General features: G+C 67.9%; 24 protein-coding genes. 12 read left to right on the top strand and 12 right to left on the bottom strand.

Annotated features, from left to right (window positions below; genetic code table 11):
- Positions 1–28: 28 nt before the first annotated feature.
- The 4 genes from HUA78_RS23080 (at position 29) to HUA78_RS23065 (ending at position 3,580) form a co-directional block, all read left to right on the top strand.
- Complete coding sequence (locus tag HUA78_RS23080) at positions 29–1,198, top strand: FAD-binding oxidoreductase (protein WP_217439487.1); 1,170 nt, start codon at positions 29–31, stop codon at positions 1,196–1,198.
- Positions 1,188–1,814, top strand: a complete 627-nt coding sequence (locus HUA78_RS23075; protein WP_174477158.1) for an AraC family transcriptional regulator — start codon at positions 1,188–1,190, stop codon at positions 1,812–1,814. The genes HUA78_RS23080 and HUA78_RS23075 overlap by 11 nt, the downstream gene beginning before the upstream one ends.
- The gene (locus tag HUA78_RS23070) at positions 1,811–2,581 is read left to right on the top strand and encodes an aldo/keto reductase (RefSeq protein WP_174477157.1); all 771 of its coding nucleotides are present in this window, start codon (positions 1,811–1,813) and stop codon (positions 2,579–2,581) included. The genes HUA78_RS23075 and HUA78_RS23070 overlap by 4 nt, the downstream gene beginning before the upstream one ends.
- A 114-nt stretch (positions 2,582–2,695) precedes the next feature.
- Positions 2,696–3,580, top strand: a complete 885-nt coding sequence (locus HUA78_RS23065; RefSeq protein ID WP_141643065.1) for a DMT family transporter — start codon at positions 2,696–2,698, stop codon at positions 3,578–3,580.
- Here HUA78_RS23065 and HUA78_RS23060 read toward each other — a convergent pair.
- The gene (locus tag HUA78_RS23060) at positions 3,564–4,901 is read right to left on the bottom strand and encodes a KamA family radical SAM protein (protein ID WP_174458217.1); all 1,338 of its coding nucleotides are present in this window, start codon (positions 4,899–4,901) and stop codon (positions 3,564–3,566) included. The genes HUA78_RS23065 and HUA78_RS23060 overlap by 17 nt on opposite strands.
- 342 nt (positions 4,902–5,243) lie before the next feature.
- On the opposite strand from HUA78_RS23060, the gene HUA78_RS23055 reads away from it, so the two are divergent.
- The 4 genes from HUA78_RS23055 to HUA78_RS23040 all read left to right on the top strand — a co-directional run bounded on the left by HUA78_RS23055 (position 5,244) and on the right by HUA78_RS23040 (position 9,508).
- Positions 5,244–5,801 carry a tenascin-X gene (locus HUA78_RS23055; RefSeq protein WP_174477156.1) on the top strand — a complete coding sequence of 186 codons (558 nt, stop codon included), beginning with the start codon at positions 5,244–5,246 and terminating at the stop codon, positions 5,799–5,801.
- Between the two features lie 135 nt (positions 5,802–5,936).
- Positions 5,937–6,551: a hypothetical protein gene (locus HUA78_RS23050; protein WP_254623847.1), complete on the top strand. Its 615-nt coding sequence runs from the start codon at positions 5,937–5,939 to the stop codon at positions 6,549–6,551.
- Between the two features lie 91 nt (positions 6,552–6,642).
- Entirely contained in the window at positions 6,643–8,085 is a 1,443-nt protein-coding gene (locus HUA78_RS23045; RefSeq protein ID WP_174477155.1) for a pitrilysin family protein, read from the top strand.
- Between the two features lie 13 nt (positions 8,086–8,098).
- Positions 8,099–9,508, top strand: a complete 1,410-nt coding sequence (locus HUA78_RS23040) for a pitrilysin family protein (RefSeq protein ID WP_174477154.1) — start codon at positions 8,099–8,101, stop codon at positions 9,506–9,508.
- Positions 9,509–9,553: 45 nt separating this feature from the next.
- Here the strand turns inward: HUA78_RS23040 and HUA78_RS23035 are convergent, their stop codons facing one another.
- Positions 9,554–11,758, bottom strand: coding sequence for a DPP IV N-terminal domain-containing protein (locus tag HUA78_RS23035; protein WP_174477153.1), 2,205 nt, complete (start codon positions 11,756–11,758; stop codon positions 9,554–9,556).
- Between the two features lie 199 nt (positions 11,759–11,957).
- Here HUA78_RS23035 and HUA78_RS23030 point away from each other — a divergent pair, with 199 nt between their 5' ends.
- Together HUA78_RS23030 and HUA78_RS23025 are read left to right on the top strand one after the other, a co-directional pair.
- Positions 11,958–12,485, top strand: a complete 528-nt coding sequence (locus HUA78_RS23030) for an ureidoglycolate lyase (protein WP_174477152.1) — start codon at positions 11,958–11,960, stop codon at positions 12,483–12,485.
- 45 nt (positions 12,486–12,530) lie between these two features.
- The gene (locus HUA78_RS23025; RefSeq protein WP_174460520.1) at positions 12,531–14,186 is read left to right on the top strand and encodes an FAD-binding dehydrogenase; all 1,656 of its coding nucleotides are present in this window, start codon (positions 12,531–12,533) and stop codon (positions 14,184–14,186) included.
- 40 nt (positions 14,187–14,226) lie between these two features.
- On the opposite strand, the gene HUA78_RS23020 is transcribed toward HUA78_RS23025, so the two are convergent.
- From HUA78_RS23020 to HUA78_RS23010, 3 genes are all read right to left on the bottom strand, one after another.
- A complete protein-coding gene (locus HUA78_RS23020) occupies positions 14,227–14,697 on the bottom strand; it encodes an NUDIX hydrolase (protein WP_174458224.1) in 471 nt (156 codons plus the stop codon).
- Positions 14,694–15,965 carry a DUF2380 domain-containing protein gene (locus HUA78_RS23015; protein WP_371745642.1) on the bottom strand — a complete coding sequence of 424 codons (1,272 nt, stop codon included), beginning with the start codon at positions 15,963–15,965 and terminating at the stop codon, positions 14,694–14,696. Before HUA78_RS23015 ends, HUA78_RS23020 begins: the two co-directional genes overlap by 4 nt.
- A 267-nt stretch (positions 15,966–16,232) precedes the next feature.
- Positions 16,233–16,805 carry a MarR family winged helix-turn-helix transcriptional regulator gene (locus HUA78_RS23010; protein WP_141646768.1) on the bottom strand — a complete coding sequence of 191 codons (573 nt, stop codon included), beginning with the start codon at positions 16,803–16,805 and terminating at the stop codon, positions 16,233–16,235.
- A gap of 115 nt (positions 16,806–16,920) precedes the next feature.
- Between HUA78_RS23010 and HUA78_RS23005 the strand changes: the two genes are divergently transcribed.
- Positions 16,921–17,457: a carboxymuconolactone decarboxylase family protein gene (locus HUA78_RS23005; protein WP_174477150.1), complete on the top strand. Its 537-nt coding sequence runs from the start codon at positions 16,921–16,923 to the stop codon at positions 17,455–17,457.
- 246 nt (positions 17,458–17,703) lie between these two features.
- Here the strand turns inward: HUA78_RS23005 and HUA78_RS23000 are convergent, their stop codons facing one another.
- The 3 genes from HUA78_RS23000 to HUA78_RS22990 form a co-directional block, all read right to left on the bottom strand.
- Entirely contained in the window at positions 17,704–18,297 is a 594-nt protein-coding gene (locus HUA78_RS23000; RefSeq protein WP_174458228.1) for a biotin transporter BioY, read from the bottom strand.
- A gap of 203 nt (positions 18,298–18,500) precedes the next feature.
- The gene (locus HUA78_RS22995; RefSeq protein ID WP_141646765.1) at positions 18,501–18,842 is read right to left on the bottom strand and encodes a DUF2845 domain-containing protein; all 342 of its coding nucleotides are present in this window, start codon (positions 18,840–18,842) and stop codon (positions 18,501–18,503) included.
- Between the two features lie 56 nt (positions 18,843–18,898).
- The gene (locus HUA78_RS22990) at positions 18,899–19,600 is read right to left on the bottom strand and encodes a TetR/AcrR family transcriptional regulator (RefSeq protein WP_174458229.1); all 702 of its coding nucleotides are present in this window, start codon (positions 19,598–19,600) and stop codon (positions 18,899–18,901) included.
- Positions 19,601–19,670: 70 nt separating this feature from the next.
- On the opposite strand from HUA78_RS22990, the gene HUA78_RS22985 reads away from it, so the two are divergent.
- Positions 19,671–20,534: an SDR family oxidoreductase gene (locus HUA78_RS22985; RefSeq protein WP_174477149.1), complete on the top strand. Its 864-nt coding sequence runs from the start codon at positions 19,671–19,673 to the stop codon at positions 20,532–20,534.
- Here the strand turns inward: HUA78_RS22985 and HUA78_RS22980 are convergent.
- The 4 genes from HUA78_RS22980 to HUA78_RS22965 all read right to left on the bottom strand — a co-directional run bounded on the left by HUA78_RS22980 (position 20,531) and on the right by HUA78_RS22965 (position 23,447).
- A complete protein-coding gene (locus HUA78_RS22980; RefSeq protein WP_174458231.1) occupies positions 20,531–20,935 on the bottom strand; it encodes a hypothetical protein in 405 nt (134 codons plus the stop codon). The two genes, HUA78_RS22985 and HUA78_RS22980, sit on opposite strands and share 4 nt — an antisense overlap.
- Positions 20,932–21,921, bottom strand: coding sequence for a C2 family cysteine protease (locus HUA78_RS22975; protein WP_174458232.1), 990 nt, complete (start codon positions 21,919–21,921; stop codon positions 20,932–20,934). The genes HUA78_RS22980 and HUA78_RS22975 overlap by 4 nt, the downstream gene beginning before the upstream one ends.
- A 127-nt stretch (positions 21,922–22,048) precedes the next feature.
- Complete coding sequence (locus HUA78_RS22970; protein WP_141646760.1) at positions 22,049–22,348, bottom strand: hypothetical protein; 300 nt, start codon at positions 22,346–22,348, stop codon at positions 22,049–22,051.
- A 175-nt stretch (positions 22,349–22,523) separates the two neighbouring features.
- The gene (locus HUA78_RS22965; RefSeq protein ID WP_174460529.1) at positions 22,524–23,447 is read right to left on the bottom strand and encodes a LysR family transcriptional regulator; all 924 of its coding nucleotides are present in this window, start codon (positions 23,445–23,447) and stop codon (positions 22,524–22,526) included.
- Positions 23,448–23,467 lie beyond the last annotated feature (20 nt).

Here is a 23,467-nt window from a genome sequence, read left to right as displayed (position 1 = left end):
TGTGACAGGACATAGGGAGAGCTACGTGATGCGAAACATCCGTCGGTATGACGTGGTGCTGGTGGGCGGAGGCGTGACGGGGCTGATGGCGAGCCACAAGCTGGCGCGGCTCGGACTGCGGTTGTTGTTATTGGAGAAGCAACCGACGCTGGCCAGTGGGCCGTCCACCCGGAACGAGGGCTGGTTGCACCGGGGCAGCTATCACGCCGGCTCGGTGAAGGACCGGCAGGCGGCCATCCAGGTGGCGCGGCGGTGCATCTACGGGCACGAGCAGATTCGAGCCTTCGCGCCGGAGGCCGTGGAGGATGCGGACCGGCCGCCGCTCGTGCTGGTGCGGGACGCGGACCGGCTCCAGGAGCTCGTCTCGCGCTGGGAGGAGGCGGGCGTCAGCCATCGTCCGCTGACGCACGCGCAGGCCCAGGCGCGCTTCTCGTCGGCGGACCTGTCTCGCGCGTCCGCGGTGTTCGAAGTCGCCGACGTCAGCATCAACACGCGGATGCTGTATCGCAAGCTGTACACGTCCGCGCAGCAGGGCGGCGCGGAGGTTCTCACCGGCTCGCGGCTGGAGCGCGTGAGCGGCTCGGAGGCCACCGTCATCACCGCCGAGGGGGAGACGCTGCACATCGAGTCGCGGCTGTTCGTCTACTCGACGGGCTTCGGGGCGCGAGATTTGTTCCGCCAGTTCTTCGGGCTGGAGCTGCCCATTCGCTACTGGAAGAGCCACCTGGTGGTGGTGCCGCGTCTGGGCGGGCACGGGCTGTTCTACGTGGACCCGCACGAGGCGGCGATGATGCACCACGGTGACTACAGCGTCGTGGGACTCAACGAAGACGCGCTCCTGTGCGCCAATCCCGACTACCACGTGGTGCCCGAGCGGGCGGACAACCTCCACCGCGCGCTGGAGCGGCTGGTGCCGGGCTGGCGCAACGCGGGGCCGCACAGCGACGTGGCCTGCACCAAGGTGGACTTCGCGCCCGATGCGGGCTCCGCGCGCTCGCTCAACATCGCCATCCACGAGCCGGTGCCCGGCCACATCTGCATCCTGCCGGGGAAGATGACGGAGGCGCCGTTCCTCACGGACGTGCTGACGGCGCGGCTCTACGAGCGACTGGAGGATGGGCTCATCGCCAAGCGCCCGTGTGACGTGCTACACGCGAGCCTCGCGTCCGTCGTGCGGGAGGCCACCCATGCGGCTTGACCTGCTCGCGGCCCTGGATGCGCCCCGGCGCTCGGCGGGACTGCTCACCGTGGAGGAGGTCCTCGCGCTCGCGGACACGGGGAACGTCATCTATGACCCGTTCTCCGTGCTCATCTCGCGGCACCTGCGCATCGGCGAGGGCAATGTCATTCATCCGTGTGTCACGCTGACCTGCGCGGCCTCGGCGGAGTTCCAGTTGGGCAGCCGGAACATCCTCCACACGGGCACGCTGCTGGCCGCCGAGACGGGCAGCATCCTCGTCGGTGACGGCAACCAGTTTGGCGAGGGCGGCTTCACCGCGAAGGCCAATCGCGCTGGCGCCCGTATCACCGTGGGCGACGGGGGACGGTATCTGGGTGGCGTGTCCGTGTTCGGAGAGAGCGTGCTTGGCTCCGGGACGCAGGTGCTCGGGGCCATCACCGTGGACACCTGTCAGCTCGCGGCGGGCGCGGCCTTCAGCGACCCGGACCCGGACGTGCGCGCGGCCGTGTTGAAGGGCTCGGGCACGGCGCGAGGCCTGGTGCTGGGCGTGGGACAGGTCATCCTGGGCAACGGTGGCTTCCGCGCCGAGGACGTGAAGCCGCAGGCGTTCTATCACCCCAAGGTGAAGTCATGAGTGGGACACGGCCCGTGGAGCTGGGGCTCGGACTGCTCTCGCTCGGACGCAGGTGGGGCTACCGCGCCGAACCGCCTCCGTCGGAAGCCGACGGTAGACGGCTGCTCGACACCGCCCTCGAACTGGGGGTCCGCTGCTTCGACACCGCGCCCGCGTATGGCTCGAGCGAGAAGCGCTTTGGTGCGTTCCTGTCGGGGCTCGGCTCCGCGCGGAGCTCCGTCTTCGTGGCCACCAAGCTGGGTGAACATTGGGACGCGGTGCGGAACACGTCCTTCACGGACCACTCGCCGGACGCGCTTCGCCGGAGCCTGGACGAGAGCGCGCGGCTGCTCGGGCACATCGACCTGCTCCAGGTCCACAAGGCGACGGCCGCCAACGTGGGCTCGCCCGAGGTGCTGCGCGTGCTCGAGTACGCGGGGACGCTCGGGGTCTCCCGCGTGGGCGCCAGTGTGAGTGATTGGGCTGGCGCCGAGGCGGCCTGTGCCGCGGGCGTCTATTCCTTCCTTCAGTTCCCCTACAACCTGCTCCACCGGACGTTGGAGCCGGCGTTCGAGCTGGCGGCCCGACACGGGCTCCAGGTCCTGGTCAACCGCCCCTTCGCCATGGGCCAGTTGCTCCAGGAGGAGGGGAGGGACGCGCGGCTGTCCATGCGCGAGTCATTGACTCACATCCTCGGGCAGCGCTTCTCCGGCTACGTGCTGACGGGCACGAAGTCTCCGGAGCACCTGCGTCAGACGTTGGACGCCTTCCGCTCGCTCGAAGGCTGACGGGAAGACTTTCTCGCCGGCGGGGCTTTGTCGTTGCTCCGCCGTGCTCCCGACTCGGGCCTCGCCAAGCCGTGGGCCCGAGCGGGCACCTCTTTGCCTCGAAGACCCTCAACCATGTGGATTGCGTATGGCCTGGGCGCGGGTGTGATGCTCGGCCTCTATGATGTCTGGACGAAGAAGGCGATGACGGGCAACAGCGTCATCCCCGTCGTCATGTGGTCCTCTCTCTTTGGCGCGCTGTGCTGGGTGCCGGTGTTGATTCCGGGCGCGCTGCCCATTCACGTCGAGCCGTTTGGATTGACGTGGCGGGAGCAGGCGTGGCTGTTGCCCAAGGGCGTGGCGATGACGGCGTCGTGGATTCTCGCGTACTACGCGGTCCGCGAGCTGCCCATCTCCATCGCCGGAGCGGTGCGCGCCTCCGGTCCGCTGTGGACGCTGGCGGGCGGCTTCCTGATGTTCCGCGAGCTGCTGACGCCCGTGCAGTTCCTCGGGCTGATGCTCACCGTCTGCTCGTACTACGTGCTCTCCATCGTCGGCCGGAAGGAGGGGCTGGTGCTGGCGAAGAACCGCTCCGTGTGGTGGATGTTGTCCGCCACCGCGCTGTCGGCGGCGACCACCGTGTATGACAAGTTCCTCGTCTCGCGGCTCGGCCTGCCCGTGCTGGAGCTGCAAGCCAGCTCCGCGTTCCAGCGCTGCCTCCTGTCCGCGCTCGTCTTCGTGCCGTACATGCTGCGCAACGGCGGATTGGGCCTGGGCCTCACCTGGAGCTGGGGCATTCCGCTGGTGGGGTGCTCCTGGGTGGCGGCCGAGCTCATCTACTTCGTCGCCATCACCGAGCCGCAGGCGATGGTGACGCACCTGTCCGTGCTGCGCAGGACGAGCCTCATCGTGGGCTTCATCCTGTCTGCCCTCTTCTTCCGCGAGGCCAACGTCCTCTTGAAGTCCGGGATGATTGCCGTGCTCATCCTCGGCATGGCCATCCTCATCCTGGGGGGATAGCGGGTTGCTCCCAGGGGAAGTGCGTGGCACCCAGGGCGGGCTTCAAATCAAACAGCCACGTCGCCTTCTCGTCGTACTTCGCGAAGAAGGGCTTGCCGACCCACTCCGCTTCCCGGGCCTGGATGAAGTGCAGCATGAAGACCTTCTCGCCCCCGATTTCCGTCACGCCATCCACGCACACCTTGCCGGGCGTGGCGGACATCGACGGGCCACGCACCGTGCGCGCAAGGCCGGACACCTGCCGGTAGGCGCTCCGGAAGATGTCGTAGGCGGAGGCGAGCGGGACGGCGAAGTAGTCCTGCGGTCCCGTGTCCCGCTCGATGAACATGTAATACGGCACCATGCCGTGGCGCAGGTGCGTGCGCCACATGCGCTCCCATGTCGCCGCGTCATCGTTGATGGTGCGAATCAGCGGCGCCTGGGTGCGGATGACCGCGCCCGTGGAGCGGATGCGGCGCACCGCCTCCTGGACGATATCCGGCACCATCTCGTTGGGATGGGAGAAGTGCGCCATGAACGCCAGGCTCTTGCCGGAGGCGACCACCTTCTCGAACAGGCGCAGCGTGTCGTCCGCGTCCGGGTCCGTGACGAAGCGCTGCGGCCAGTACGCCAGCGCCTTGGTGCCGATGCGGATGGCCTCCAGGTGCTCGATGTCCAGGAGCGGCTCGATGTAGCGCGCCAGCACCGCCTCGCTCATCACCATGGGGTCGCCCCCGGTGAACAACACGTTGGTGACCTCCGGGTGCTCGCGCACGTAGTCGACCATGGGGGCGATGTCTCGCGAGGCGAACTTCAAATCCGCGTCCCCCACGAACTGCGCCCAGCGGAAGCAATACGTGCAGTAGGCGTGACACGTCTGCCCCTGCTTGGGGAAGAAGAGCACCGTCTCCTGATACTTGTGCTGGAGCCCCGGCAGCGGCTCCTCGTTGGCGAGCTTGGGCACGTTGAGCTGCATCTGCCCGGCGGGATGCGGATTGAGGCTCGCGCGGATGTCGCGCACCACACCCGCCAGCTCCAGCGCGGGCGCCCCCGAACGCATCAGGTCGACGATGCGCGAGACGTCGGATGCGGGCAGCATGTCCGCCCGAGGAAACACGAGCCGGTAGATGGGGTCGTCCGGCGCGGCGGACCAGTCGATGAGCTCGTCCACCACGTACGTGTTGACGCGAAAGGGGAGCACCTGGGCCACCGCCTGCACGGCGAGCCGCTCGTCCGACGACAGGCGTGCCCTCGCCGTCAGCTCGTCCAGGTTCCTGTGGGTATAGGCACGGTATCGCTGTCCCAGGGACAGGGGCCGCACCGCGTTGGATGTAGCGCTCACGCGGTTCCTCGCTTTTTGGGCATGGCAGGACCCTCCGCGATGGCTCCACGGAAACGGCCCTGGATGGGTTGATGTTGGTAACCAGACGTACCGTTTGAACACCAACGAGGTGGTCTTTCGGGGTAACACACGGCACGTGGACCTGTCACTCCGTCCGAGAGAAGAAACGTCGAATGACGCTGCCGGGTGAGGGGAGACCCTGTCGATGTGTCCGGGTGCCAGTCGCGTGCCCCACGGGGAACTCGCGTCCATGACGTCCTGCGCAATCACGCATCGTCTGTGTTTGTTATTGAGACAATATTCTGGGTTACCCTGGACACCCCCTTTTCCAAGGAGTCGCCCATGAAGTCTCGTCTGTTGGTCGTCGTGGCAAGCCTGTCGCTGGGGCTCTTCACCGCGTGTGGCGAGTCGTCGCCCGACTCCCGCGTGGTGGAGCCGGGACAGGTGGAGGCCGGGTTGGAGCAGTGTCCGTGCGGGGGCAGCTGGCCGTCGTGCGAGGTCTGCGCCTACATCTGTGGCGACCACTTCTGCGACACCGCCAACGGGGAGAGCAGCTCCACGTGTCCCGAGGACTGCGCGACGCTGCCTGCGTGCGGCGACGGCTTCTGCAACAACGGCGAGACGACCTCGTCGTGTCCCGCCGACTGCACCGCGTCACCCTTCTGCGGAGATGGGTCCTGCAACAACGGCGAGACGATGTGGTCGTGTCCCAGCGACTGCGGCAGTCCCGGGTGTGGGAATGGCATCTGCGGCGTCGGTGAGGATGCGTGGTCCTGCCCCAGCGACTGCCCCAACACGCCTCCCTGCGGTGACTTCATCTGCTCCGCGGGCGAGCCGACGTGGTGCCCCCAGGACTGCCCGCCCATGTGCCCGTCGTGCCCGCAGGAGCCCAAGGGCTGAAGGTTGGCTTTCGCCGAGTGAGAACCTCGCCGTGCCCGGAGTGTGGCCGGGCGCGGTGGGGCGGATTTTCCCGGGACACCGACGCCGTAGCGGCCTCTAGGATGCGGGGCTCCCGCCCGCAGCCCGTGAGACTCCATGAACACTCCTCGCCGTCACGACTCCCCGCTGACAGCCGTGTCCCCGCCGCCCGCCGCCGTGAGCCCTGGTGCTCCGGGCGTCCTCGACTGGCTGGCAAGGGCCGTGGGCCTGGTGGTCGCGTGGGTGGGGGTCGCTGGCGCGGTGTTCGGGGTGATGGGGCTGGCGGTGGGCGTGGTGGGAATCGTTTCGCCGGATGAAGGGAAGAAAGCCTCGGACGGGTGGTTGGTTCTGGCGCTGGCGGTCGTGTTCGTGGGTGTGGGGGTCTTCCTGTGGAAGAAAGGCATGGCGCCGTCCCGGACGGCGCGGCGCCGGGAGCAACTGCGTGGCTTCATCCGAGCACAAATCCGGCTCCGCGCGAGCGACGCGGCCCTTCACCTCAAGGTGTCCGAGGACGAGGCGGATGCGCTGCTCACCGCGCTCATCGCCCGTCACGAGGTGGACCTCGTCTACCTGGCGGAGTCGCGCGAGTACGTCCACCGGGACGCGCTGGAGCGGGCGCAGAGTGTCGGCAGCAGGTGTCCCTCGTGTGATGCCCCGGTGGGCGCGGACAATGTTCTTCCAGGAGACAAGGTCGTCTGCTCCTACTGCGCGGCCCCCTTCATGGTGGCCTAGAAGTCGCCAGCACGTCCTCGCAATCGATGGTCACAGCTCGCCGTAAGGGTCGGCGTCCTTCGACGCATGGCCAGGTCCCTGGGAGGGGTCGATGAGAAGAGTGTTCGGAGCGGTAACAGCCGCCGCGTTCCTCGGGTGCGCGGCATCACACGAAGCCCAGAAGCCCGAAGCCCCACCCGCCCCCGCCGAGGCTCCCGCGGTGGCGGCCCCGGCCCCGGCTCCCGCCGAGACGCCGAAGCTCCAGGTGCCGGTGGACTACTTCAAGCTCGATAACGGTTTGAAGGTGGTCCTCTCGCGAGACACCACGGCGCCCAAGACGGCGATTGGCGTCTATTACAACATCGGCTTTCGCATCGAGCCGAAGAACCGCACCGGCTTCGCGCACCTGTTCGAGCACATGATGTTCCAGGGCTCGACCAACCTCGGGAAGATGGAGTTCATCCGGCTCATCCAGAAGAACGGCGGGGTGCTCAACGGCTCCACGCGCTTCGATTTCACCAACTACTTCGAGATTGTCCCCTCCAACGCGCTGGAGACGATGCTCTGGGCGGAGGCCGACCGGATGCGCGGCCTGGAGGTGACGCAGGAGAACCTCAAGAACCAGCAGGGCGTGGTGTCGAACGAGGTGAAGGTCAACGTCCTCAACCAGCCCTATGGCGGCTTTCCGTGGCTGGACATGCCGCAGGTGGCGAACACCAACTGGTACAACGCGCACAACTTCTACGGCGACCTGAAGGATTTGGAGGCCGCCACGCTGGACGACGTGAAGTCGTTCTTCAAGACGTACTACGCCCCGAGCAACGCCGTGCTGGTGGTGGTGGGCGACTTCGAGCCGGAGCAGGTGAAGGGCTGGGTGAAGAAGTATTTCGGACCGCTGCCCACGGTGGCGCAGCCCCAGAAGCCGGACATCTCCGAGCCTCGCCAGGAGAAGGAGAAGCGCCACGACAAGCCGGACAAGCTGGCCGAGCGTCCGGCGCTCGCGGTGGGCTACCACATGCCCGCGGTGGGCACGCCCGAGTACTACGCCATGGCGCTGGTGGACGAGGTGCTCCTGAAGGGCAACGACAGCGCGCTCTACCAGCAGCTCGTGCAGAAGAAGGGCCTGGCGGGTGAGCTGCAGGGTGGGGTGAACGAGCTGGGCAACCAGTGGAACTACAACGGGCCCATGCAGTGGACCGCGTATCTGTTCCATGACGCGAGCACGTCGCCGGAAGCGATTCTGAAGGAGATTGACGGCGTGGTGGCGCAGCTGCAGGACAAGCCCATCGACGCGGCGACGCTGGCGCGTGCGCGGGTGAAGGCGCGCTCGCGGCTGTACGAGCACGTGGAGTCGTTCCTCGGCTTCGGCCGCGCGGACCTGCTGGCCTCCTTCGCGCTCTTCTTCGACGACCCGGAGCGCATCAACCGGCTGGAGGACGAGCTGATGAAGGTGTCACCGGAGCTCATCCAGAAGACCGCGCGTGAGTACCTGCGCCGTGAGAACCGCACGGTGCTCACGGTGACTCCCGCCCCCACCAAGGCCCAGGCCCGCTGAGGACATGCGACCCATGAACACGCGCTCACTTCGCAGCCGTCTCGTCGCTCCCGCGCTGATGGTGTTCGGGCTTCTCAACGCGCCCGCCATCGTCGCCGCTCCCGCCAAGGAGGCCCCACCGGCTCCCGCGGCGCCCAAGCCTTTCAAGGTCCCCGTCCGCACGGAGTTCAAGCTCGACAACGGGCTGGAGGTCTCCCTGCTGCCCTATGGCGACATGCCGAAGGTCGCCATCCAGCTCGCCATCGACACCGGCAACATCCACGAGAAGTCCAATGAGGTCTGGCTCGCGGACCTGACGGGCAAGCTGCTGGTGGAGGGCACCACCACCCGCTCCGCCGAGCAGGTGGCGCAGACGGCCGCCGGGCTGGGTGGACAGCTCAACGTCGGCACCACGCCGGACCAGACGTTCGTCGGCATCGAGGTGCTCTCCGAGTCGGCGCCCCAGGCGGTGTCGCTCATCGCGGACGTCATCCAGAACCCGGCCTTCCCTCCGACGGAGGTGGAGCGGGTGAAGGCGAACCTGCTGCGTGACGTGGCCATCTACCGGAGCCAGCCGCAGGTGCTCGCCGACGAGCTGCTGGCGCAGTCCGTCTATGGCGACCATCCCTACGGCCGCCTCTTCCCGACGGAGGCGATGCTGAAGGGCTACACGCGAGAGGGTGTGCGCGCGCACTACGACGCGAACGTCGGCGCGGCCCGCTCGCGGCTGTACATCGTCGGCCGGTTCGACGCGGCCTCGGTGGAGAAGGCGGTGCGCGAGGCGTTCACTGGCTGGAAGCCGGGCCCCGCGCGCGTCCAGAACCCGCCGACGCAGCAGGTGGCGAAGTCGGTGCAGTACCTGGACCGGCCCGGCTCGGTGCAGTCCACGGTGCGCGTCGCGGTGAAGGCGCTGCCGCCCGCCAGCCCCGACTACGTCCAGCAGGAGGTGATGAACACGCTGCTCGGCGGCTACTTCAGCTCGCGCATCACCGCGAACATCCGCGAGAAGAAGGGCTATTCGTACTCGCCCTACAGCGAAATCTCCGTGCACGTGGGGGATGCGTCCTGGGTGCAGAACGCGGACGTGACGACGGCCGTCACCGGGGAGTCGCTGAAGGAGGTGCTCAAGGAGGTGGACACGCTGCGCAAGACGCCGCCCTCCGCCGACGAGCTGCGCGAGGTGCAGAACTACCTGGCGGGTGTCTTCCTGCTCCAGAACTCGTCGCGCAACGGCATCATCAACAAGCTGCGCTTCGTGGACCTGCACGGACTGCCGGACTCGTACCTGCGCGACTACGTGCAGACGGTGATGTCCGTCACCCCGGAGCAGGTGAAGCAGATGGCCACGAAGACGCTCACGCGTGAGTCGATGACCATCGTGGTGGTGGGTGACCTGAAGGTCGTGAAGCCGCAGCTCAAGGTGCTTCCGCCGCCGGTGCGCTGACGGTGTTGGGGACGGAGGCCGAGTCCAGGGCCTCCGTCCTGTCCGTCAGAGGTGCTGTTTGAAGTAGCGCATGGTGTGCTCCCACAAGCGCTCCGTCACCTGCGGGTCGGAGTACACCATGTGCGTCATGCCGGAGAGCGGCAGGAACTCGTGGGACTGGCCCGCCCGGAACAACGCGTCCGACAGCTTGAGGGCGTGGAAGAAGAAGACGTTGTCGTCCGCGGTGCCGTGAATGACGAGGAGCTTGCCCATGGGCTGGCCCGCCTTCACGTGGGTGAGCAGTGAGCTCTGGGCATACGCGTCCGGGTGCTCGTCGGGCAGGCCGAGGAATCGCTCCGTCAGGTGCGTGTCGTAGTCCCGCCAGTCCGTCACCGCCGACACCGCCACCGCGGCCTTGAAGACGTCGGGCCGGGTGAGCACGGCGAGCGCGGACATGTAGCCGCCGTGGCTGCCTCCGGTGATGCCCACGCGGTTCAAGTCCAGCTCGGGGACCTCCGCCGCGAGCGCGCGCAGCGCCGCCACCTGTTCATCCATCAGCACCTTGGGGAAGTCGTACTTCGGCTTGCGCAGCTTCGCGTCGGCCGTCGGCGAGGCGCCGCGTCCGTCGAGCCGCACCACGAGGAAGCCCTGGTCCGCCATCCACTGCGCGGTGAGGTGCGACGCCATGCTCTGGCGGACCATGGCGGTGCCGGGGCCCGCGTAGATTTCCACGATGACGGGCAGCTTCACCCCGGGCTTCGCGTCGCGCGGACGCACCAGGGACGTCGGGAAGCGCTCCTTGCCCACCTGACGCACTTCCAGCCGGGGCTGGAAGGGAGGCTCCTTCGCGATGGAGGGCAGCTCGCCCACGCGCGTGCCGTCCGCCTTGAGCACCACGGTGCTCCGCATGCTCTTGGGGCCCTCCGACGTCACGACGAGCAGCCCTCCCCGGGGGGAGAGGCGGGCCGACTCCAGCGCCGGGCCTCCCGTGGTGACGCGGGTCGGCTTGTCTCCCTTTCGCGCGCGCCACACGTAGCGCTCCGCGGAGTTCGTCCCTCCGACGAAGTAGACGGTCTCCTCCTTCTCCACGTAGCCCACCAGTCCGCCGAAGCCCGCGTCAGGCGGGACGAGCGAGCGCACGAGCTTGCCGGTGGCGTCGCGCAGCTCCAGCTCGGGTGCGCCGTTGCGCTCGGTGCCCCAGAGAAAGCCGCTGCCGTCTTCCAGCCAGTGGGGGAAGGTCTGGTCCAGCTCCAGCCAGGCGTCGTCCTTCTCCACGAGCAGGGGCGTGGTGCGCCCGGTCTTCACGTCCACGGCGAGCAGCACCTCCTCCGTCTGGTGGCGGTTCTGCACCAGCAGGGTCAGCGGGCCCTTCGCGGGCCAGCGCACGGTGGCGAGGTAGGGGTACTTCTCCGCGTCCCAGTTCACCCACGTCGTCTTTCCGCCGGTGACGGGGATGACGCCCAGCCGCACCCTGGCGTTGGCCTTGCCGGCGCGAGGGTAGGAGAGCTGCTGCGCGCCCTGCGCGGGGTTGCCGGTGTCCGCGATGGAGAGCTTCTCCACGCCGCTTGTGTCCGACTCCGTGTAGGCCAGGGCCTTGGCGTCCGGGCTCCACCAGTAGCCAGAGAAGCGATACATCTCCTCCTGGGCGATGAACTCCGCCAGCCCGTGTGTCTTCTCCGCAGTGCCGCCCTTGGTGACGCGGCGCTCGGTGTTGGTGGCCAGGTCCAGGCGGTACACGTCGTGCTCGCGGACGTAGGCCACCTGGGTGCCATCCGAGGACAGTCGCGGGTCGATGACGCCCGGTCCCGTCTTGAGCTCGGTCACCTTTCCGGACGCTCGCTCCACGAGGAACAGCTTGCCGGACAGCCCCATGAGGAGCTTCTTGCCGTCATCGGACAGGGTGTAGTTGGAGAACCCGCGCGAGCTCATCCGCATGCGCTCCCGGCGCGCCTTCTCCTCGGGCGTGAGGGTCTCCTCGGCGCCTCGCAGGAGGCTCTCGGGCGTGAGCAGCTCTCGCGACTGGCCGGTGGCCACGTCGAACGCATGGAGGGAGAGCGCGTTGGAGGTGGCGGAGTTGCGCAGGAAGAACAGCGTCTGCTCATCCGGAGTGACAGTGGCGCCCACGGGACGGCCGCTGTTGAAGGAGCGTGTCTCCTGGAGCTGGCGGAAGAAGCTGGTGGGTTTGGGGACGGACTCGGGCTTGGGTGGGGACGGGGGTTGAGCGAGGACGGGTGCGCTCAAGAGGACGAGTGCGGTGAGGAGGATTCGCATGGGGGTGTGGGGAGCCCTCGGCATGACGGCTCTGAGTCCGTGGAAGATGCCATGGCGATGTAAACGGGACATGAAGCGCTTGTCGCCATGGGGAGGACCCGTGGCGTTGGGGATGCGCTGTTGACCATGACAGTCCCATGGCACTCGCGCCGGGCCGGGCCGCCTTGGGCGCGTCATCCCCCGACGTTATGCTTCAGCCATGAGTGAGCATGTGTCCCGAGTCATCGTCGCGCGGCGGTTGTCGCCAGAAGGCTTCGCACCGTTTGGCGATGTGGTCTCCGCGGGGCTCGCGCCGGGTGCGCTGGCGAATCAGGGGACGGCGGTGCGGTTCGACTGGTCCGCGAGGCTGGAGAATGCGCGGGACTCGGCGAAGCCGAACCTCGCGGTGTTCCGCTCGGTGCCCCAGGGGCTGCCCTTCACGGTGAAGCTGCTGGAGCATCATCCGTATTCGAGCCAGGCGTTCCTTCCCATGCGGTGCGAGCGGTACCTGGTGTGTGTCGCCCCGAGCGCGCCAGAGGGTGGGCCGGACGTGGAGAAGTTGGAGGCCTTCGTCTGTGGACCGGGGGAGGGCGTGAACTACCACCGGGGCGTGTGGCACCACCCCATCATCGCGTTGGATGCGCCGGCGGAGTTCGCCATGCTCGCCTGGGAGGACGGGAGCGAGGGGGACTGCGTGGTGCGGCAGTTCGCGGAGCTGGCGAGGGTGCGGGTCCAGGTCGACGACTGAGGCTATCATCCGGCCTCCCTTGGGTTTTGGGACTGGAGGCTCCGGATGGGACAGCAGACGGATGTCATCGTCGTGGGCGGTGGGCTCGCGGGGCTCGTCGCGGCGACGGAGCTCGCGGACGCGGGCAAGCGCGTCACGGTGGTGGACCAGGAGGGTGAGCAGAACCTGGGGGGACAGGCGTTCTGGTCCTTCGGTGGGTTGTTCCTGGTGGACTCGCCGGAGCAGCGGCGGATGGGCATCAAGGACTCGCATGCGCTCGCGCTCGAGGACTGGATGGGCACCGCGGGGTTCGACCGCGAGGAGGACCACTGGCCCCGGAAGTGGGCGGAGGCCTTCGTCGACTTCGCGGCGACGGAGATGCGCCCGTGGCTGCATGCGCAGGGCATGCGCTGGTTCCCCGTGGTGGGCTGGGCCGAGCGCGGTGGCTACGGCGCGGTGGGGCACGGCAACTCCGTGCCTCGCTTCCATGTGACGTGGGGCACGGGGCCGGGAGTGCTCGCGCCTTTTGTCCGGCGCGCGCAGGCGGCGCGGGAGAAGGGGACGCTGACGTTCCTGTTCCGGCACCGGGTGGACGAGCTGCTCGTCGAGGCGGGGGCGGTGGTGGGGGTGCGAGGGATGAAGCTGGTGCCCTCGGACGTGGAGCGTGGGGTGAGCAGCTCACGGGAGACGGCGGGGGACTTCGAGCTGCGGGGCTCGGCGGTGGTTGTCACGTCGGGAGGCATTGGCGGCAACCACGAGCTGGTGCGCAAGAGCTGGCCGGAGCGCATGGGGCCCGTGCCGAAGTTCATGGTGCAGGGTGTGCCGGCGCATGTGGATGGTCGGATGATTGCGATTACGGAGGCGGCGGGTGGACGGCTCATCAACCGCGACCGCATGTGGCATTACACGGAGGGGTTGAGGAACTGGAACCCCATCTGGCCTCGGCACGGCATCCGGATTCTTCCGGGGCCCAGCTCGCTGTGGCTGGACGCGACGGGCAAGCGGCTGCCGCCACCGTTGTTCCCGGGCTTCGACACGCTGGGGACGCTCGAGCACATCCTGAAGACAGGACATGAGTATTCGTGGTTCGTGTTGAACCAGTGGATTTTGAAGAAGGAGTTCGCGCTCTCGGGCTCCGAGCAGAACCCGGACCTCACGGGGAAGGATTGGAAGGGCGTGCTCAACCGGGCCGTGGGCAAGAAGGCGATGGGGCCGGTGGAGGCGTTCAAGGAGCACGGCGCGGACTTTGTCGTGGCGAACGACTTGCGGACGTTGGTGGAGGGGATGAACGCGAAGACGGAGACGCCGGTGCTCGACTTCGCGACGGTGGAGCGTGAGGTGCTCGCGCGGGACAGGCAGTTGGACAACCCGTTCGGGAAGGATTTGCAGATTGCGGCGATTCGACAGGCGCGGGGGTATCGCGGGGACCAGTTGGTGCGCACGGCGAAGCTGCACCGCATCCTGGACCCGAAGGCGGGGCCGCTCATCGGCGTGAAGTTGAATGTGCTGACGCGCAAGACGCTGGGAGGGTTCGAGACGGACCTGTCCGGCCGGGTGTTCGGGACGCAGGGACAGGTGATTCCCGGCCTCTATGCGGCCGGCGAGGTGGCCGGGTTCGGTGGAGGAGGGGTGCACGGGTACCGGGCGCTGGAGGGCACGTTCCTCGGCGGGTGCATCTTCTCGGGGCGGGCGGCGGGCAGGGCGCTGGTGAAGACTGTGTAGACCGTGTGGGGCCCGCGGCGGTGTCTCCGCCGTGGGCCTGTCAGGCGGTGTCGTCTGGGAGGAGGGTGCGGAGGAGTTCGTCGTCGTGGCTGAGCGGGCGCCAACCGGCGGGTGGGGGATTGGCGAGGAGCGCATCACTGGCCTGCCGGACACGCTCTTCATGAGTCAGAGGGCTGTAGGCGGACCATCGGCCCAGTGCCATGGCCGCCTCGAATCGATTCGCGTCGTCCAGCACCCCGGGCCAACCGTCTGGGAAGGCTTCGGCGAGTTCTCGCGCGAGGACATCGCGCACGAAACGAGTGACCTGCTTGCGCTGCTCTGCTTCGCCGAGCAGCCCGCTGAGAATCTGCACGGCGGCAACGTCCTCCTGTCCCAGTTCATCGGCCAGTTCGTGAAGGGGAATGGCTGGGCGTGCCTCGGCGAAGGCGGTCAGGGTGTCGTAGCCCTTCGCACGGACTCGCTCATAGAGGCGCGCCTTCACGTCGCCCCGCCATGCTGCTCCGCCGCTCATCTGCCCCTCCCTGGAGTGAAGTTCATCGAGATTCTATAGTCCCGCATGTCCTTCGCGACGAGCTTCAGGATTTCGTTTCGAGTCAACAGTCGACGAGTTCTTGTTTCCGCATCGAACAGGGTTTTCATGACCAGCCTGTTCCATTCACCCGGCCAGATGCGACCCAGTTTCCAATTACCACCGCCGTGAATGGCCTCGTGATGGGAGCGCTCCAGTCTCACGCAGAACTGGTCGATGTTCATGTCTCCCGTGAAGCCGCGCTTCTCGAACCACTCCCGGTGCTCTTGCGGCAGGACGTGATGTTTCGGCGCCTCGGACATGCCGGCCCCGGTCCTGTTCGTCACGTGCATGCCGCGCACCTCGGGTGAGTCTCCCAGTGCCTCACGCACGCCCTTGGGCAGTTCCTGGTTCGTCTGCGCCATCCACACGTGTCCCGCGCTGGTGCGGACCGCCGCGCTCACGACGGGCGCGGAGATGACTCCCGCCTGGACGAGCCTTCGCATCATCTCCACCCACTCGGCGGAGACGACGAGTTGTTGGCCGGCCATGATTCCGCCAGGGCCCATCACCAGTCGCGCTCCCAGCGCGACGGGCGCAGCGGGCGGTAGCCTGGGAAGTGACATCTTCAGCGCGGAGACGAGCGCGAGCATCTCGATGAACTGCGCCGTCGCCACCACTTGCCCTGTACGCTCCATCGCCATCCGCGCACCCTCGCGAATGGAGTGGAACTCATGGGTCAGTTGCCCCATCAGCACGGGCATGGCTGTCGCCGTGGCCTCCACGCGCGCCTGCTCCCGCGAGGCGAGAGCGCCCAAGGCTGGCTCCAGCAGGTTCCACACGCGGTCCATGTCCACGAGCAACTGCTCCACGCTGTAGTAAGGGCATTGCTGGAGCACGACGCTCACGAGGTTCAGGAAGTCGAGCCAGGTGGCAAGCAGCATCGTGCCGGACAACGCGGCCTGGAGCCGAGGGCCCGTCATCCGGAGGATGCCAAGCTCCATGTCCGCGTCTCCCACCAAGCTGGATTCAGCCGTGAGAGAAGTGATGCTCCCGAGTGCCCCACGAAGCCAGGGCAACTGTCTTGCCCCGTGGTCGAAGTAGCGGATGAAGTGCCTGCCATGCCCACCCAGCTCTCGCGTGCTCGTGGCGAGCCTGGAGATGGCTCGGGCCGTGTCTTCCGTGGAGCTCCGCACTTCGTCGACGGCGGCCAGGACCGCTTGTCGTGTCAGTGCGGCGTTCTGCTGCCCACCACCCACGGCTCCTGACACGGTGTTCGAATCTGTTCCACTCTCGCGACGCCGCACGGCGTCCGAGCCCAGGCCCATCGAGGCGGGTGGAGGCCCGTTCAGCGCTGTGCGACGTGCATGGAACGCGTCCAACTCTCTCTGGGATGAGGAGGACTGGGAAGCGCAGCTCGTGGTCAACAGGACTGCGCTCAACATCAGGGCAAGAGTGCGCATGGGCACTTCGACCCTATCAACTCGGAGCGACACGCCTCCCTCCGGCCGAGCAGCGCACGCGGTTCGCGCCGGGCGTCAGTGCCCTGGGGTGATGCCCTCGTGCTCCCGGCAGAGCAACTGGCTGTCCTCGCGCGACAGCGGGTCCTGCGTCAGGCCGCAGCGGAAGCGCCCCGAGCCTTCTCGCTGGAAGTGCTTGCAGGTGCCGCACGCGCCGAAGCTGCGCTGGGCATTCGCGGCCTGCAACGCCCGCAACAGTTCCGTGAGGGACTCATCGAGCGCCGCGCCATCACCGGGCAGCCCCGAGAGGGCCCGCTTGAAGAGCTCGGGTGGCAGGGCCTGCTTCAGCACCGCGCGGCCGGCTTCCGTCAATAGGAGATGAATGACGCGCCGGTCCTCCGTATCCGCCTGCTTTCGCAACAGCCCCTTCTCCTCCAGCAGCAGGAGCGTCTGGGACACGGTGCCCTTGGTGAGCCCCAGGTACTCCGTCAGCGCCGCGGGCGTGTTGCTGTAGCGGTTGCACGACTGCAGATACCGCAGCGCCTGCAGGTGCACCGGCTGAAGCCCGTGTGGCAGCCCCGCTGCCCGTTCCTCCGTACGGAGCAGGTTCCCGAGTCGCTCGAGCAACACGTAGAGGCGGTCGGCGGCCATGGGCACAAAGGTATCGTGTCGATACCGACTTGACAAGCAATGAGGGCGGGTGCATTTGGTATCGAGTCGAAACCAATCGACCTGCCACACAACCCGTTGTCCCCAGGAGCACCCCATGACGACGCCCCTCATTGCCCCTGTTGGCCCCGCGAATACGCCTGCAGCCGCCGAGCCCACGCTCGCCGCCCTGAAGGCGAAGTTCGGGATGGTCCCAAAGATGTTCTCCACCTTCGCCCACTCCCCCGCGGCGCTCGATGCCGTGGCGGGCTACTTCAACGCCATGGGCGGCGCGAAGCTGTCGCCGCGCACGCAGGAGGCCATCGCCATCGCGGTGGCGGAGCTGAACCGTTGCACCTACTGCCTCTCCGCGCACACGGCGCTGGCGAAGGGGCACGGAGTGAAGGCGGATGAGCTGACGGGCTTTCGCACCGGTCGTTCGGCGGACCCCCGCGAGCAGGCCATCCTGGACCTCGCCGTCGCCATCGCTCGCACACGAGCAGCGGACGTGGGCCCGCAACTCGCGCAGGCACGCAAGGTGGGGCTGAGCGACGCGGAGCTGGTGGAGGTGGTGGCCGCCGTCGCGCAGAACGTGCTCACCAACTACCTCAACGTGGTGGCCGGCACCGAGGTGGATTTCCCCCGCGTCGCCTGAGCCGTCACTCACCGGGCGCTGGCAGGGTCGAGGCGCCCGGGGCTTCCGCCACGTTGAGTCTTTCAGTCTCGCGGCGCAACGTGGGTCGCCCATGAAGCCAGAGCTATAGGTTGATGGGATTGACACGCTGCGAGCACCGCCTTGCTTGCCATCAGGACGCACTCCCGAACCCACCCAATGGCATGTCAGGTATCTCCTCGCGTGGTCCGCACCCGTGAGCGCATTGCCTCGCCGGCGAGAATGAGGTCAGGCCTCGCGAGCGCGGACGAGTCGCCAGGCGAGAGACGAGACCAGACCGGCGAGGGCGGCCTTGAGCAGTCCCCCAGGGATGAACGGCACGAAGCCCTTGTGGAAGGCCGTGGCGAAGTCGAGCGAGGCCACCACATGGAGCCAGCACACGCCGATGACCAGGATGACGAGCTGTCCCCCGAGGAAGAGGGGCACCGCTGTCCTCGGGCGCCGGTCGTAGGCTCGACGCGCCGCGAGCCCCACGAGGAAGGCCGCGGGCAGGAAGCCCACCAGATAGCCGCCCGTCGGACCGACGAGCGCCCCCCAGCCGCTGGCCGCCTTCGCGTAGAAGGGCAACCCCACCGCCCCCAACAAGAGATAGGCGAGCTGCGCGGCCACGCCACGTCCAGGCCCGAGCGCGGCGGCTGTGAGGACGACGGCGAGCGTCTGCCCCGTGATGGGCACCGGTGAGCCCGGCACCGAGATGGCGACCTGCGCGAACAAGGCGGTGCAGAGCGCCGCGCCGAGGACGAGCGCGGCCTCCTGGGCGCGCGTGCGCACGAAGAGGTCTGCCAGGACGCGGTTCGGTGGAGGACTGGCGTCCGCGCTCACCGCCGACCCACCAGCGAGGAGTGCGAGCCGCGTGACGACGCGGAGGGGAGTGGAGACACGGACCGATGCTCGGTGAGGACGGACGGCGATGCAAGGAGGCGAAGCGTTCCGCGCCCGATGTTTCAGGGCGTGCAACCCGAGGCGAGGGGCACCCTGGTCCTCTCGATTCGGGGCGACGCGTTTCTTATGGGCCCGCGGCGGGCCTACTTGCCGTAGCCCGCGCTGCGCACGTCGGTCAGCTTGCCGTCGGTGAAGACGGCCACCTGCATCAGCCGGTTGGGCCCGAAGTTGTATGTCCATTCCTCCACCTGGACCGTCACGGTCTGCGTGGTGGAGGACTCCTCCTTGCCTTCGCGCACCCTGTTCCGCGTGGACGTCGACTCCTCCCGCGTGTGCTTGCTCATGGGCTCCCCGCACTTCATGAGCGCATCGGACTGAGAGGCGCCATCCGAGATGAGCTTGTTGCCACAGCGCAGGGTCGCCGCTTCACCAGAGAAGGGCACGATGAGGCAGGCGAGGACGAGGCCAGCGAGGAGGGTTCGCATGCGAGGCGGCTCCAACAATCGGGGGTGCGCGACCGACGCATGCGCCCGGAGGATATTCACGGCCGCGCGGAGATTTCGCGCGAGGCCGAGCTTCGCCCCCGTCCCGTCATCTTCTTCGGCGTGGTCCGAGAGGACGCTCCCGCCGGCTGGAGATAGCCCTGCATCAACGCGCACAGCTCGTCGAGGAACGCCTCATTGGTCAGATAGTCGGGACGGTCCGCCACCGCCTTGATGCAGAGCGTCTCCACCGAGTGCACCAGGACGAAGACCGCCATGTCCAGGTCCTTGGGACGCAGCTCCTCGGCCCTTGGCGCGAGGAAGGCTCGCACCAGGCGGAACAGCCGCTGCTCGTGCGGGTCCACCTGCCCCAACTGCCGCATCCTCGGCGCCAGTTCGTGCAGCACCTGGTGCAGCCGGGGGTTCTCCAACTTCGTGGTCAGCAACTGGCGGACCAGCGCCCGAATCGCCTGGGGCAATGGCTGGCTCGCGAGTCGCACCAGCTCCGCCTCGAAGCCCGCGAGCGAGCGCGTGCGATGCCGCTCCATCACCGCCATCACCAATCCCTCCTTGCTCGGGAAGTATTGGTAGAGCGAACCGATGCTCACCCCCGCCTCGCGGGCGATGCGGTTGGTGCTCGCGGCCTCATAGCCATTCTTGACGAGAACGCGAGCCGCCGCCGTGAGGATGGCCTCACACGTGGCCTGCGCCCGGTCCTGATGGGGCTTCCTCCGACGGGAAACAGGGGGACGGCGCGGCATGATTCCTCCTCCACGAATGTGAGCACCGACGCGAGTTGCGAACGTGAGTCCTAGCTCACATTCTGGACCCATGCACATCGCTTCGACACCCCTTGCTGTCTCCCCCGCGCCCACCTCGGGTCCCTTCCCCTACGAGGGCCGCCGGGCGCTCATCACCGGCGCGTCCTCTGGTATCGGCGAGGCCTTCGCCCGCCTGCTCGCGGCGCGGAAGATGAACCTGGTCCTCGTGGCCCGCTCGGAGGACAAGCTGCGCGTCCTGGCCGCCGAGTTGATGAAGCAACACGCCGTCCAGGTGGAGGTGCTGAGCATGGACCTCAGTCACGAGGGCGCCGCACGCCAGCTCCATGGCCAGTGTCGCGAGCGCGGCCTGCACGTGGACCTGCTCATCAACAACGCCGGCTTCGCCACCCACGGCGCCTTCGAGGCCGTCCCCCTGGCCCGACAGCATGAGCAGGTGATGCTCAACGTCACCGCGCTCGTGGATGCCACCCATCTGTTCCTGCCGGACATGGTCGCCCGAGGACTCGGAGGCGTGCTCAACGTGGCCTCCATCGCCGGCTACCAGCCCCTGCCGTACATGGCCATCTACGGCGCGACGAAGGCGTTCGTCCTGTCCTTCACCGAGGCGCTCTGGGCGGAGAACCGCGAGCGGGGCGTGCGCGTGCTCGCGCTGTGCCCAGGGCCCGTGGAGACGTCCTTCTTCGACGTGGTGGGCACGCGCCAGGTCGCGGTGGGGCCGACCGCCACCGCCGAGCAGGTGGCCCTCGCGGGGCTCCGAGGCCTGGAGCAGGGCAGGCCCTCGCTCATCGCCGGCTGGCGCAACTGGTTCCAGGCCAACATGCCCCGCTTCGCGCCGCGAGCCTTCACCGTGCGCGTGGCCGCGGGGATGCTGAAGCCCCGTGACGTCCCAGCGCTTCCCGCTCGCTCCGTCTAGGGCTGACGCGGACGCAGTCGCAGGCGCAGCAGTTGCTCGTCTCCACGGTCGATGACCTCGGAGACCTCGAACACCTCGCCCGCCACTTCCACCCTCTGGCCCGCGCGCACGCGCACGTGCTGCTGCTCTGGCGGAACGACTCGCGAGTCGTAGATGAAGAGGGCGGCGGTGGGCTCACGCGCGCCCGCATCGGTGTCCTCGGGCCAGAAGTTGCCCGTGGCCAGACTCAGGTGCGGCGTCACCTGGAGCGGGCCGTGATTCTTCGTCAGGGTAATGGTGCCGGGCTGCTCCGCCGGGGAGGGCGCCACCGCGGGCGTCTCACGCGCGCACCCGGACAGCACCAGCCCCAAGGCCAGTGCCAGTCCGGTCCACCCGCGCGTGCCCGGCGCCCGTCGAATCACTTCGTCGGGTTGCTGTTGGCGTACTGGAAGGACTCACGGAACTGCGCCTCCGTGAGGACGACGTCCGGCGTGCCGGCGCCCCACGGGTTGCGCAGCGTCACCGTGCCCGCCTTGGTGTCCACACCCGAGACGAAGTACTCGTGGTCCGCCACCAGCGTGCCGTTCTTGTAGAGCGGCTTGTCGGTGCCGTCCGGCAGGTCGATGAGGCCGAAGAGCTTGATGTCGTCGTGCGTGCCCGCGGTGATGGCCTCGCCCGCGTTCAGCCGCTTCTCCAGGTCCGCCAGCGTGGCGCCGCCGACGTCGAGGCTGCTGCTCTTCTTGCCCGTCATCGCCTCCATCGCGTTGGCGCTGTTGCCGTGGACGATGTTGGGGTAGCCGCCCTTCCACTGGGCATAGGCCTTCTCCACGAGGGCCGGCCACAGCTCCGCCTTGCCGTTCTCCTGCGGCGTCGCGGCGTAGGCCGGGTTGCCACCGGAGTTGAGCGGCAGGTCCGGGGTGACGGTGATGGTCACCGGCTTGCCCTTGTCCTGGAAGGTGACGTTGTAGTTGCCGGACGCGTCCGGGCCCTTGACCATGTTCTCGATGAGCGCCGGGTTGGCGCGCGCAATCGCGCCCATGGAGGTCATCAGGTAGCAGTCACCAATCTGCCCCTGCTGCACGTCGTTCCAGTGCGCCTTGGTGCCGTCGGTGCCCGCCTCGAAGACGCTGCCGTTCTTCACCGGGCCGTAGGTGACGTTGGTGTCGAGCGCCTTCGGGTCCTTCGTCTTGGGGCTCTCCGCGCCGCTCGCCTGGCTCGTCTGGCCGAGCGCGGTGGCGAACTGCTCACGGCGGCTGGGCGGCAGCATGCCGTCCTGGGTCCGGGCGCTCGCCCATGCGGGCTGCTGCTCACGGACTTCCTGCGTCTTCGCCTGCGGCCGGACCGTCTCGGTGGCCTGCGGGACGGGCTGGGTGACGCGGGACCCTTCATTCCCAATCTTGAAGCTCATGGATGCTCCCCCTCGGAACAGCGGAATCTGAAGATGGACTGTCGCCCCCCAAGGGCGTCAGTGGATGTCTGGATTGTCGCGGCGGCGGCGCCAGAGTTGCGTCGCGCCCGCACTATGCGTGTGGCACTCAGCGGACCTTGAGGTGGATGGCGGGCTCCTTGCCCTCGGCGCCGCTGACCTCGAGGATCTCCAGCGAAGCCCCGTCCACTTCCACCACCTGGGACGCATGGACACGCACATGGTCCTGCTTCGAGGGAGACGTGCGGGTGTCGATGATGAAGAGGCCCGCGGTGAGCTGCTTCTCGCGGCCCCCCTTGGCCTCCACCTCCTCGGCCCAGAAGTTGCCGCTGGCGAGGCGCAGGTGCGGCTTCTCCGGCAGCGGAAGGGGCCCCTGGCCCTTGATGAGTGTGATGGTGTCGGATGCCATGACTGTTTCCCCCGTTCGTCAGGGCGCGCGGCCCGCACGCAGCGGTCCTCGCGCTGGATGATGTCCGTGGACGCTACCACGGGCCCCTGCGCGGGCCGTATGGTCTTGACTGTGAGTATGTGTGGTTTGGGGTGGCCCCAGGGCGCGGTGCGTCATGCGTGGGGCACCGCCCGCCTCAAGGTGCGGAGACCTTCAGGTGCTTGCGTGAGTAGTCGATGAAGGCACGCAGCTTCGGCATCGCCTGGAGGCGACTGGGGAAGTAGAGGAAGAGGCCCGGCGTGTCGGGGCAGAACGATGCGAGGACGCGTTCGAGGCGACCTGCCCGGAGGTGCTCGGCCGCGAGCGGCTGGGCCGCATAGGCGAGCCCGAGTCCCTTCACCGCTGCGTTCAAGTTGAGCGCGGAGTCATTGACGATGACGGTGCCCTGCACGGCGATTTCCAGCGGCTGTCCCTTGCGCTGGAACTGCCAGCGGTACAGCGAGCCGTCGCCGGAGCGGTAGTTGATGCACGTGTGCGCGCGCAGGTCCTCGGGCTTGCGAGGGCGCCCATGGCGCTCGAAGTAGGCGGGGGCGCCGAACACCGCGAAGCCGAAGGGCGGCGTCAGGCGCACCGTCACCATGTCCGCTTCGACGAGCTCGCCCAGCCGGACGCCCGCGTCGAAGCCCTCGTCGACGATGCGGCTCAGGTGGTCCGCCGCGTGGATTTCAATCCGCACGTCCGGATGGGCGGCACAGAAGCCCGCGAGGATGGGCTCGATGACGTGAGGAATGACGGCGCGAGGGATGTTGAGTCGGAGCAGGCCGCTGGCCTTGCCGCCCAGCGAGCGCGCGGAGTCGAAGGCGGCGAGCAGCTCGTCGACGGCGGGTGTGGCCCGTTCGAGGAAGCTCCTGCCCGCCTCGGTGAGCCCGACACTGCGAGTCGTGCGCGTCAGCAACGCCACGCCCGCGCGAGCCTCCAGCGCGCGCACAATCTGGCTCACCGCGGAGGGAGAGATTCCCAGCTCCGTCGCCGCCGCGCGAAAGCTGCGCAGCCGCGCGACGCTCAACAGCGTCATCACGCCGTCGAGCTGGTCCTTCTTCATTGTGAAGCCTGGATGCATGACCTGTGCTGGTTAATGTG

It is taken from the genome of Myxococcus sp. CA033 (assembly GCF_013336625.1).
In the GTDB taxonomy this organism is placed as follows: Bacteria; Myxococcota; Myxococcia; order Myxococcales; family Myxococcaceae; genus Myxococcus; species Myxococcus llanfairpwllgwyngyllgogerychwyrndrobwllllantysiliogogogochensis.
This window is presented reverse-complemented; position numbering and strand designations above follow the sequence as displayed.